At 60.9% G+C, this 10,483-nt stretch carries 10 protein-coding genes and 1 pseudogene; 10 read left to right on the forward strand and 1 reads right to left on the reverse strand.

Translation table 11 applies throughout. From position 1 onward, the window contains the following. The 3 genes from ABJH13_RS04325 to ABJH13_RS04335 form a co-directional block, all read left to right on the forward strand. Nucleotides 1-1,289, forward strand: a 1,289-nt coding sequence (locus ABJH13_RS04325; protein WP_348404988.1) for a condensation domain-containing protein, incomplete at its 5' end; no start/stop codon positions are given. A gap of 1 nt (nt 1,290) precedes the next feature. Then, the gene (locus ABJH13_RS04330; RefSeq protein ID WP_348404989.1) at nt 1,291-2,922 is read left to right on the forward strand and encodes a condensation domain-containing protein; all 1,632 of its coding nucleotides are present in this window, start codon (nt 1,291-1,293) and stop codon (nt 2,920-2,922) included. Further along, on the forward strand, nt 2,922-3,644 hold the full coding sequence (locus tag ABJH13_RS04335; protein WP_348404990.1) for an alpha/beta fold hydrolase: 723 nt from the start codon (nt 2,922-2,924) through the stop codon (nt 3,642-3,644). The genes ABJH13_RS04330 and ABJH13_RS04335 overlap by 1 nt, the downstream gene beginning before the upstream one ends. On the opposite strand, the gene ABJH13_RS04340 is transcribed toward ABJH13_RS04335, so the two are convergent. After that, entirely contained in the window at nt 3,641-4,354 is a 714-nt protein-coding gene (locus tag ABJH13_RS04340) for a DUF2306 domain-containing protein (RefSeq protein ID WP_348404991.1), read from the reverse strand. The two genes, ABJH13_RS04335 and ABJH13_RS04340, sit on opposite strands and share 4 nt — an antisense overlap. A gap of 377 nt (nt 4,355-4,731) precedes the next feature. On the opposite strand from ABJH13_RS04340, the gene ABJH13_RS04345 reads away from it, so the two are divergent. The 7 genes and pseudogenes from ABJH13_RS04345 to ABJH13_RS04375 form a co-directional block, all read left to right on the forward strand. After that, the gene (locus ABJH13_RS04345; RefSeq protein WP_348404992.1) at nt 4,732-5,778 is read left to right on the forward strand and encodes a siderophore-interacting protein; all 1,047 of its coding nucleotides are present in this window, start codon (nt 4,732-4,734) and stop codon (nt 5,776-5,778) included. Between the two features lie 113 nt (nt 5,779-5,891). Further along, entirely contained in the window at nt 5,892-6,821 is a 930-nt protein-coding gene (locus ABJH13_RS04350) for an ABC transporter substrate-binding protein (protein ID WP_348404993.1), read from the forward strand. Continuing rightward, nucleotides 6,811-7,836: an iron ABC transporter permease gene (locus ABJH13_RS04355; RefSeq protein ID WP_348404994.1), complete on the forward strand. Its 1,026-nt coding sequence runs from the start codon at nt 6,811-6,813 to the stop codon at nt 7,834-7,836. Before ABJH13_RS04350 ends, ABJH13_RS04355 begins: the two co-directional genes overlap by 11 nt. Beyond that, nucleotides 7,833-8,816, forward strand: coding sequence for an iron ABC transporter permease (locus ABJH13_RS04360; protein WP_348404995.1), 984 nt, complete (start codon nt 7,833-7,835; stop codon nt 8,814-8,816). The genes ABJH13_RS04355 and ABJH13_RS04360 overlap by 4 nt, the downstream gene beginning before the upstream one ends. After that, complete coding sequence (locus tag ABJH13_RS04365) at nt 8,809-9,612, forward strand: ABC transporter ATP-binding protein (protein ID WP_348404996.1); 804 nt, start codon at nt 8,809-8,811, stop codon at nt 9,610-9,612. The genes ABJH13_RS04360 and ABJH13_RS04365 overlap by 8 nt, the downstream gene beginning before the upstream one ends. A 65-nt stretch (nt 9,613-9,677) precedes the next feature. Further along, the gene (locus ABJH13_RS04370; protein ID WP_348404997.1) at nt 9,678-10,163 is read left to right on the forward strand and encodes an IS6 family transposase; all 486 of its coding nucleotides are present in this window, start codon (nt 9,678-9,680) and stop codon (nt 10,161-10,163) included. Continuing rightward, nucleotides 10,160-10,483, forward strand: a pseudogene (locus ABJH13_RS04375) (hypothetical protein); the annotation flags it as partial. The gene ABJH13_RS04370 and the pseudogene ABJH13_RS04375, both read left to right, overlap by 4 nt.

A 10,483-nucleotide genomic window follows, 5' to 3' on the forward strand; every position in this document is an offset into this window, starting at 1 on the left:
CCGACCATTGGAACCAAGGCATGGTGTTGACCCCAACGACACCGCTTGACCCGCACCATCTGCGCACGGCCCTTGCAGCACTGTCTGATCAACACGACGCCCTGCGTGCCCGATTTACCCACACACCCGAGGGCTGGCAACAGCACTACCTTGCCCCCGGCACCTCCCCAGATTTGCACGAAACCGCAGGTGATATCACCGATGCCGCCGCCGCATTGCAAAGCAGTTTCAACCTGCAACACGGGCCGCTATGGGGCGCGGCCTTGTGCCAGATGCACGATGGCACACAGCGTTTGGCGATCGCGGCGCATCACCTGATCGTGGATGGTGTGTCGTGGCGGATCCTGCTCGAAGACCTGTCGCGGATCTATACGCAGCTGTCCAATGGCACCCCCGTGGCCCCGCGCAGACGTGCCACCAGCGTGGGACGGTGGGCCGATCTGTTAGCCGCGTCGGCCGATCTGCGCGCCGAACACAGTTATTGGTCGCAGGTCTTGGACCACCCCGCCGCCGCCCTGCCATTGGACCGGCCCGGCGGTGTAAACACCACCGCCACGCTCGACCGGGTGGATACGCATATTGACCCCACATTGACCCGCCAAATCCTTGACGAGGTGCCCGCCGCCTATCCCGTCACCGGGGATGAGTTGATGACCGCGGCCCTATATCTGTGCCTGCGCGATTGGTCGGGGGCCAACGGCCTTGCCGTTGAGCTCGAAAGCCACGGGCGCGCAGATCTCGACGATACCGCCGATCTCAGCCGCACCGTGGGGTGGTTGACCGGGCTTTACCCCGTGCATCTGGCCCCCGGCGCCGATGCCTCGGTTGATACGGTCTTGCGCACCGTCAAAGAGACCCTGCGCGCGGTGCCCAACACTGGCATTGGCTACGGAGTTTTGCGGTATATCCACCGTGTGTTGCCAGACACGGCCCCTGCCGACGTGCGGTTCAATTATCTGGGGCGCGCGGGTGCGATGTTTGGCCCCGGGGGCCTGTTCACCCCGGCACCAGAAGCGCCCGGCCCTGCACAGGCCCCCGGTACCCCGCGCGATATTGCGTTAGAAATCAACGCGCTTGCCACCGATCAAGGACTACGGATCGGTTGGAATTTCTCGTCAGGACAATGCGACCGCACGACGATCGAAACCCTAAGTGCGGGGTTCACAGACCACCTTCAACAGCTGGTCGCGCATTGTTTGGCGGGCGATGACACCGGGTTTAGCCCATCTGATTTCCCCGACATGGATTTTGACCAAGACGATCTGGATAGCCTTTTGGAAAGCCTCTGATATGACCGACACCACCCCTGACACCACCGCAAAAAAGCGTAACATCGAAACGATCCTGCCACTGACCCCGCTCCAAGAGGGCATCTTGTTTCACACCTTGCTGGCCCAAGATCGGGGTCTTTATATGCCCCAAATGGCGTATTTCCTGTCGGGTCCGATTGACCCAGACCAGTTGCGCGCCGCTTGGGCGCAGGTGTTGGCGCGCCACAGTGCCCTGCGCAGCGGGATCCATTGGGAAGAGCGCGCAGACCCGTTCCAGATTATATACCGTCAGTTGCCGTTGAATTGGGAACACTTGGATTGGCGCGGCCAAGACACCGACACCGCCCTGAACGCCGTGTTTGAACAAAACCGACGCCGCCCGTTTGACCTGCGTCGCCCGCCGTTGATGCGGTTGCAAATGGCACAAACCGGCCCCGAGCAACATGTGCTGGTGCTGTGCCACCACCATATCGTGCTGGACGGATGGTCCACAGCGCGGATGCTGCAAGATGTCATGGCGTTTTATCACGGTTTGGGCGGTGCGCTGCCGGTTGCACGGCCGTACGCCGATTATATCCGGTGGATGAAACGGCAAGACCGCACCGCGTCGCGCGCCTTTTGGCAGGACCTTATCGCAGGCACCCCCGGCCCCAGCTTGGCGTTTGGGCAAGACAGCGACACCCCCGAATTTGACCGTCAATCATGGCCCTTTCCCGATGATCTGGCCGATGCAGTCACGCAATTTTGCGCGCATCAGGGCATTACGCTGAACACATTGCTGCAAGGCGCTTTGGGTCTGTTTGTTGCCCAAAAACTGGGCCGGTCAGATGTGTTTTTTGGCGCAGCAACATCAGGGCGACCCGCCAACCTGCCCGGCGCGGCGGATATGGTTGGGCTTTTCATCAACGCGCTGCCCGTCAGGATCAAAGTGGCGCCCACTGACCCCGTCGACGTTTGGTTGGACCGGTTGCAACGCCAGCAGGCCGCCACAATAGAGCACGAACACATCGCCCTACGCGACATTCAAGACGGGTTGGGCACGCTGTTTGACTGTCTGTTGGTGGTCGAAAACTACCCCGTTACCATTGGGTCAGGGCAAAGCGATATTGCCTTGGACCGGGTCGAATTTGATGAATGGACCCATTTCCCCCTGACCCTTTTGGTGGCGCCGGGGCACGCAGGCATGAAGCTGATCTTGCGCCGGGATCGCCACGTTTTGGATGACGCCGCACTTGCGGAATTCATTGACCGCTACGTGGCGATCATGCGGCAAATCATAGAAAACCCGCAGGCCCCGTTGAGCGATATCACGGGGCCTTTGCGCGATCTTCCTGCGGCGCAAACAGCGCGCCCTGCGGCCGTCGCGGCAGGGGCCCGCATGCCGACCACCCCAACCGAACAGACAATCGCCGAGATCTGGAGCGACGTCTTGCAAACCGCTCCGCCCAAAGCGCAGGATAATTTCTTTGCCATCGGGGGGCATTCGTTGCTGGCGGCCAAGGTCGTGACCCGGTTGCGCCGGGCGTTTGACATAGATCTGCCGGTCAGGGTGATGTTCGACACGCCTGTGCTGGCGGATATGGCGACCTACCTTGATGCTCGCCAAGCCGCCGCAGCCCCCACCCAGGGCGCGAATGTTATGGAGTTTTGATGACCCTTTGCCCCACCCTTGTTTGCTTGCCCCCTGCGGGGGCGGGCCCGTCGCTGTTTCGCGGGTGGCAGCGCGACGACCCCCAAGTGATCGCGCCGTCTCTTCCGGGGCGCGAGGCGCGCTACCGCGACGCCGCCGCCCCCACCCTAGAGGCCTTGGCGGATCTGATCGCGCAAGACATCGGCCCCACATTACCGCCGCAATACGGGCTATTTGGCTATTCCATGGGGGGGACCGTGGCCATGTTGCTCGCTGAACGGTTGATCGCGCGCGGTTGCCCGCCCCCGCAGGTGGTGTTCACGCTGGGCGCGCTGGCCCCTGACCATCTAAAGGATGGCACAAGTCGGATGCACGGGCAGGACAGTGCCGCGTTTTGGGATGACATCGCGCGCATTGGCGGAACCCCTGACGAGATCTTGCAAAGCGCCGAATTGCGGGCGTTGTTTGAACCGACCCTACGGCAGGATTTTGCCCTGTGTCATGGCTATACCCCGGCGCAGCCCGTGTTTCAGGTGCCGTGCCCCGTGCAGGTTTATGTGGCACAAAACGATCCCTTTGTCGGGCCGGACAGCGCGCAGGATTGGGCACGGTTCACCACCGATGAGGTGACGTTCACGCCGCTTGAAGGCAACCACATGCTAGACCCAGACGCGTTTCGCGCCTTGCGGTCACGTCTGCTGGCGCACTGGCCGTATGCGGGGCGTCGGCAAAACGCAGGTTAACGCGCGCGGCGTGATCTGTGTTTTTCCCACAAAAACCAGATCTCGAGCATCGCCGCATAGCCCAAGAAAAACCCCCACGCCTGAAACACATCAAAGGGGCCGCGCATATCCGGCGTGACCCAAAGGTCACCGAACACCGCGTGCCAGATGGTATAATGCAGCCGGTAAAGCCAAGACGCCAACGCCAAGACCGTCAACCGCATGCCCCAACGCCGATGGTCTAACCACGCGCGGCGCTGCCCCGTGCGCAGGGTTTGCACGGCGGCAACCAGCATCATCACCCCATAAAGCGTTGAAGAAGCGTTCATAAACGCGCCGCCTGTGGTGCCGTGCCGCGCCACATAGATCAACGCGCCTGTGGCCGTCACGACGCCCAACCCCACCGTCACCCGCCCAGACCACCGATGAAACCGGCGATACCTGCGGCGTAACGGGCCCACCACCTGCAAGGTCGCCAGCACCAGCATGAGCCCCCCCGTTATCATGTGGAAAAACATGATGAAGGTCGTATAGGGCAGGTCTGTGGCGAAAAACGGGCTGATGCCGTCGAGGTCGTTGGTCAGCCCCCACAGGCCCAGCCAGATAGAGTGGCGCGTGAAGCCCTGCATCAGCCCAAAGAGGCCCACCAGCGCGAGACACCATTGGACCGCGGGTTGGCGCAGGAATCGCAAGATTGCGGATGTCATGGGGCGATGGGTCGTGCTTTGCATCTGCCGGTGTCCTCTCATTTCAAAGATGTCCGGGCTGGCGCACATGTGTTGGATGAGGCTGGCGGGTCGTCGGATGGGCTGCGTGCCTTGAGGCGATGCCCCATGTCGGTCCGGCGATGTTGTGTTTGTCAGGCTTCGGGCGTGGTTTGTCAATTTGATCTGGGCGCGTTTGGGCGCATATCGTGTTTTGCGGCGGGTCTGGGCCGTCGGATCTTGCGCCCCACGGCGTTGCCCCCTACAACAGCCCCAGCCACCCCGGCTGTTTCACAGCCTACCAGCCAAATCATGCGCGGATCATACCGCATTTTGTTTTGGCCAGCCGGGTTCTTTTTCGCGCTGCGCCCTATCCGCGGCCCACTCGGAAAAAGAGGCAAACGATGACTATTCAACCAGACCTGTCCGCCCAAACGGAAACTGTGCTTTATGGGTTGGCCTATCCGGCGATACGGATGGTGCTACGCCACACAGCGGATGCGCGCGGGTTGACCGTTCTTGACGACAGCGCATCGGGTTTGAGTTTGCAGGCCAAACACGGGCAGTACCATTTTGCCGCGCGCGACGATGGGATCGCGCTCTCTATTCGCGCGACAGACCCAAGCGGGTTGCAAACTCTCAAAGACGGCTTGATGTCACAGTTGACCACCGCGCAACCAGATCTTGCCGACACGGTGCGGTGGTCTGACACCGGGACAGGCGGCCAACTACCCGCGAATTTCCATTTTGTGCAGGTGCAATCCATCGCACCTTTAGGGCGCGATTTTATCCGGGTGCGGGTTCGTGGCACCGACCTGAGCAGTTTCAAAGACGGGGCCATTCATTTTCGCTTGGTTTTGCCCCCCGCGGGCGTAGCACCTGTGGAATGGCCGCATGTGTCAGCAAACGGCACGACGGTCTGGCCCAAGGGCGACAAGGCGTTGCACCGCCCGCCCTACACCACGCGACGCATCAACCATGCCACACAAGAACTGGACTTTGACGTTTTCGTGCATGAGGGGGGGCGCGTAACCGAATGGGCCCGTTCTGTGCAACCGGGCGCCGAAATCGGCATCATTGGCCCCACTGGCGGCGGCATGCCCGATGCCAGCCGTATCCTGATTTATGGGGACGAAACCGCGTTCCCCGCGATTGCCCGTATTTTGGAACACCTGCCACAGGGTGCCACGGGTCAGGTGCATTTGTTCGCGCAATCCGGCGCGGCGTGCGATTACCCGATGGCTGCGCCCACAGGCCTGCGCGTATCGTGGCACGACAGCACGCAAGATGCCGCATTGGCCAATCACGCCTTGACGCAGGTCGCGCAGCACGCGGGGCATTTCTTGTGGTTCGCCAGTGAAAAATCCCAGTCGCAGCAGGTGCGCGCCGCCTTCAAAACCACGCAACGCGACAGCGAAAACGCCTATATTGCAGGATATTGGACCCGTTGATGGGGGACCAACCGCGCCATTGGTTGACAGCTTTGCGCGACTGCGTTTTACCCGGCCCTAGCCACGGTCTTTTGCACCGCAAGCCAGCACGCCCCAAGACCGAGGTTCTCGTGATGCTGCGACGCTTGCTTGCAATGTTTTTCACCGTTTTGATGGTGCCGCATATGGCGCTGGCCTGCGACGGGCGGGTGGTCGAAGACGCGCGGCTTTACGGCAGTCCGCTGTGTATGCCTGTGATGCCGCAACGCGTTGTGGTGCTGGATCAGAGCTTTTCTTTGGGCATCGGGCTAGAACTGGGGTTACCGATTGTGGGCGCCCCTTTGGCCAATATGAGCGACGACACCCTGCGTGCCCAAGCACAAGACGCAGGGATCGTGGATCTGGGGTTTATCACTGACCCCAGCCTCGAACGCATCGTGGCCCTGCAACCCGACCTGATTGTGGCCTTTACCGGCAATGCCGGGTTGGCCCAAAGCATCTACCCAATGTTGTCATCACTTGCGCCCACCTTGCTTGATGTATCGGGCGATTGGCGCGGGTTTTACGACATAATCGCAGATCTTACAGGCAAGCACGACAAGGTGCAGACCTTGTTTGCCGACTATAACGCCCGCCTTGCGGCGATCAAAACGCGGGTGCCGGACACGCCGGTGTCTATCGTCCGGATCACATCGTGGGATTTTCAGGTTTATACGGATGCGCCCAACGCCTATGCCCCGTTTGAGGTTCTGGCCCAAGCAGGCGTGCGCCGCAGCCCCTATGAAACGGCCCCCCAAGGCCCCGCACTGAAACGCCCAGACTGGGAAGAGCTGGCCGGGCTTGATGGGGATCTGTTGCTTTATATTGTGGGCGGCACCAATGACAGCGCCACCAACGGCCGCCACGAAGAGGTTATCAACAACCCACTGTGGCGCATGTTACCGGCGGTGCAGGCGGGTCATGTCCAACGTCTGGATCCAGCCACATGGATGGAATTCAGCGGGCTGGCGTCGGCGCACCGGGTTCTTGATGACATCGAAACCTATGTGATCAATGCCCCCTAACGCGCCGACCTCATCCAACCCCGGACCAGATTGGCGGGTGATCGCGGTGTGTCTGTTGGGCGGTCTTGGCGTGCTTGCGGTGTGGTCAATGGGCGTCGGGGCCGCGGCGTTGCCAATGGGCGATGTGCTTGCTGTCTTGATCAACCCCGATGCCGAAAGCCGCACCAGCATCATCGTGTGGACTGTCCGCCTGCCCCGTGTGCTCGCGGCGATATCGGTGGGCGCGGCGCTGGCCGTGGCCGGTGCGATTATGCAAGCCCTCACCGGGAACCCACTGGCCGAACCGGGGCTGTTGGGGGTCAATGCGGGCGCTGCCTTTGTGGTGGTTATACTGACGGTGGTGTTGGGGCAATCGGTATCCAGCACCATGTTGATCTGGGGCGCGTTTGCGGGGGCGGCCTGTGCGGCCTGCGCGGTCTATGGGTTGGGGGCCGCTGGGCAATCTGGTGCGACCCCGATCAAGCTGGTGCTGGCGGGTGTTGTCATCGGCACGTTTTTGGGTGTGATCACGGCGACGATGCTTATCGTGGATGCGCAAACCCTCGATGCTGTGCGCCACTGGACAGCCGGATCCCTGCGCGGCCGGTCGCTGTCTGACGTCTTGACGGTGCTGCCCTACCTGTGCGCCGGGCTGATCGCGGCCTATGTGCTGCGCGCGCAATTCACGTCGCTTAGCCTTGGCCGCGATGTCGCCCAAAGCCTTGGGCAAAACCCCGCCCTGTGGCGCATGATATCGGGCCTAATCGTTGTGGTCTTGGCAGGCAGTGCGGTGGCGGTGGCAGGCCCCGTTGGGTTTGTCGGGCTGGTGGTGCCCCATATGACACGCATGACCTGCGGGCCCGATTACCGCCGGATCATTCCCGTGGCGTTACTGGGTGGCGCGGTGCTGACGCTGCTGGCAGACAGCATCCCCCGCGCGGTGTGGTCCAACGACGTGCCCGTCGGCATTTCACTGGCCCTGATCGGTGCGCCTTTCTTTGTGTGGCTGGCCCGTGGCCGGATACGCAGCCTATGATGGTCGTGCGGTTTTCCTTGATGGTTCTGGCGCTTATCGCGGCCTTTACGTTGGCTCTGGCGCTGGGGGATCAACCCCTGTCGCTGGCGCAATTGCGCACCGCGGTGTTGGCCCCGGATGACAGCCCCGCCTTTGTTCGCGTCATCGTCTGGGACCTGCGTATGCCACGCGCATTGCTGGCGACGCTTGTGGGCATGGCCTTGGCCATCGCAGGGACAATCAGCCAAGCCATCATGCGCAACCCACTGGCCGAACCCGGCCTATTGGGCATCAACGCTGGCGCTGCACTGGCGGCCATGTTGGTGATTGTGCAGCTCAAATCAATCCCCGAAACTTGGTTGCCGGTTTTGACCTTTGCGGGGGCCTGCAGCATGTCGGGGTTGATCTACCTGCTGTCGTGGCGCCAAGGCACGACGTCGCTGCGGATCATCCTTGTGGGGGTCGGGCTGAGCGCGCTTGCCGGGGCCGCTGCGAGCTTCGTGTCGACCTTTGGCGATATCAGATCAGTGCAACGCGCGATGATCTGGCTGTCGGGCAGCCTGCAAGACAGCCGCTGGAACAAGGTCGAAGCGCTGGCCCTTTGGCTTATTGCGCCCACGGCCTTTGTCTGGTGCGGTGCGCGGGCATTGAACTTGATCGCCATTGGCGACACCGTTGCGCATAGCCTCGGCCAGCGGGTCAACCTGACACGGGGTTTGATGATCCTCGCCACCGCGACCCTATCGGGTGCCGCCGTCGCGGCCTCTGGGTTGATCGCCTTTGTGGGGCTTGCCGCCCCACATATCGCGCGCCGCGTAGTGGGGCACCGTCACCACACCCTGATCCCCGCAGCGGCCCTATGCGGGGCCATCATGGTATTGGGCGCAGACATCGTCGCGCGCCGCGCAATGCCACCTGCACAATTGCCCGTTGGGCTTATGACAGGCCTGCTTGGCGCACCCTTTTTCGGCTGGCTTTTGTGGAAAAAACGCAATGACTGATACGGTTCTAAGCACCAAAGACCTGTCCGCAGGATACGGCCAATCCGCGATCATCCGAGACCTCACCTTGGATATTCCCAAAGGTCAGTTTACCGCGTTGCTGGGCCCCAATGGCTGCGGCAAATCAACGTTGCTGCGCACATTGGCCGGGCTGCACATGCCCCTGTCCGGGTCAGTGACCCTCAACAATCGTCCGCTCGGCGCATTTGGCGCGAAGGAACGCGCCCGGCAGATCGCAATCTTGGCCCAAAACGCGCAGGCTCCCGACGGCCTAACCGTGCATGATCTGGTCTCGCAAGGACGCTACCCGCATCGCAGTTTGTTGGGCGGGTGGCGTGCAGAAGACACCGCGCAGGTCGATGCAGCGTTGGATCTGACACAAATGACCGCGCTGCGTGATCATCCTCTTGACCACCTGTCTGGCGGGCAACAACAACGCGCCTGGATCGCCATGACGCTCGCCCAGCAGGGCCAGGTGCTGTTGTTGGATGAACCCACGTCGTTTCTGGATCTGTCGCATCAAATCGAAGTGCTCGATCTGGTGCGCGGCCTGATTGATGTCAAAGGCGTCAGCGTTGTCGCGGTGCTGCACGATCTCAACCAAGCAGCACGTTATGCTGACCACTTGGTTTTGTTGAAAGATGGGGCAGTGCAGGCCCTCGGCCCACCCACGCACGTCTTGACCCCCGACCGTGTCGCAGAGGTGTTTGGCGTCAAGGTAAGGGTCATCCAAGACCCCGAAACAGATACACCCTTGTGCATCCCAAAACGGTTCCAAACGGGACCGTCGCATTAATTGGGTGTTGTCATATTAACCTCGCCTAGCTTGCTCATCGGCCCTTTGCGGTTTAGCGAACGCCGATGCAGACGTCGCCCATCAGCTACAAGCGCCACCGATATCCACCGCAAATCATCACCCACGCGGTCTGGCTGTACGTTCGCTTCAATCTGTGCCTGCGCGAAATTGAAGAGATGCTATTGGAGCGTGGCATTCATGTGTCTTACGAAACCGTCCGTCGCCGGGTGGTGAAATTTGGACGACTGATTACCAACAATCTTCGAAAGAGGCCGGGTCGTCCCGGCGATGTCTGGCATTTGGATGAGGTGGTCGTGAAGATCGCGGGGAAATCGTTTTACCTATGGCGGGCTGTCGATCCGCACGACGTTGTGCTCAAAGAAATCCTACAACCCAAGCGCAACAAGTGCGCAGCAAAACACTTGCTCATCAGGCTCATCAAACGCTATGGTTTCTCTCCCAAACGGATCATCAAGGGCAAGTTGCGATCCTACAGTGCTGCGAAACGTGAAGTGCACTCAGTCTGGATCATGGATCGGGCAGGGGACTGAACAACCGAACAGAGAACACTCATCTCCCATTTCGTAAACGTGAAAGAGCGATGCAGGGTTTTAGATCGTCTGATGGGCTACAGCGTTTCGTAGCAGTTCATTCCGCCGTCCGAAACTGCTTCTCCGCAACATCCCGCCGCCGTTCAGCCAGCACGACCGTTACCATAGAATGGAAGAGTATTGTCACATTAACTTCCCTGAGGTTGATTGCGCCGCTATTTGGCCGTAGCAGATGGCGATGCAGCCCCCAACCATCAGCTACAGGCGCCACCGGTTTCCGCCTGAAGTCATCAGTCACTCAGTTTGGCTCTATTGCCGTT

This window comes from Roseobacter sp., assembly GCF_039970775.1.
GTDB lineage: Bacteria > Pseudomonadota > Alphaproteobacteria > Rhodobacterales > Rhodobacteraceae > Roseobacter.

Excerpts from the sequence above, each read along its gene's own strand:
- ABJH13_RS04335 (WP_348404990.1), top strand. The coding sequence starts at position 2,922 with ATGACCCTTTGCCCCACCCTTGTTTGCTTGCCCCCTGCGGGGGCGGGC.
- ABJH13_RS04350 (WP_348404993.1), top strand. The coding sequence starts at position 5,892 with ATGCTGCGACGCTTGCTTGCAATGTTTTTCACCGTTTTGATGGTGCCG.
- ABJH13_RS04360 (WP_348404995.1), top strand. The coding sequence starts at position 7,833 with ATGATGGTCGTGCGGTTTTCCTTGATGGTTCTGGCGCTTATCGCGGCC.
- ABJH13_RS04340 (WP_348404991.1), bottom strand. The coding sequence starts at position 4,354 with ATGCAAAGCACGACCCATCGCCCCATGACATCCGCAATCTTGCGATTC.
- ABJH13_RS04355 (WP_348404994.1), top strand. The coding sequence starts at position 6,811 with ATGCCCCCTAACGCGCCGACCTCATCCAACCCCGGACCAGATTGGCGG.
- ABJH13_RS04330 (WP_348404989.1), top strand. The coding sequence starts at position 1,291 with ATGACCGACACCACCCCTGACACCACCGCAAAAAAGCGTAACATCGAA.
- ABJH13_RS04345 (WP_348404992.1), top strand. The coding sequence starts at position 4,732 with ATGACTATTCAACCAGACCTGTCCGCCCAAACGGAAACTGTGCTTTAT.
- ABJH13_RS04365 (WP_348404996.1), top strand. The coding sequence starts at position 8,809 with ATGACTGATACGGTTCTAAGCACCAAAGACCTGTCCGCAGGATACGGC.
- ABJH13_RS04370 (WP_348404997.1), top strand. The coding sequence starts at position 9,678 with ATGCAGACGTCGCCCATCAGCTACAAGCGCCACCGATATCCACCGCAA.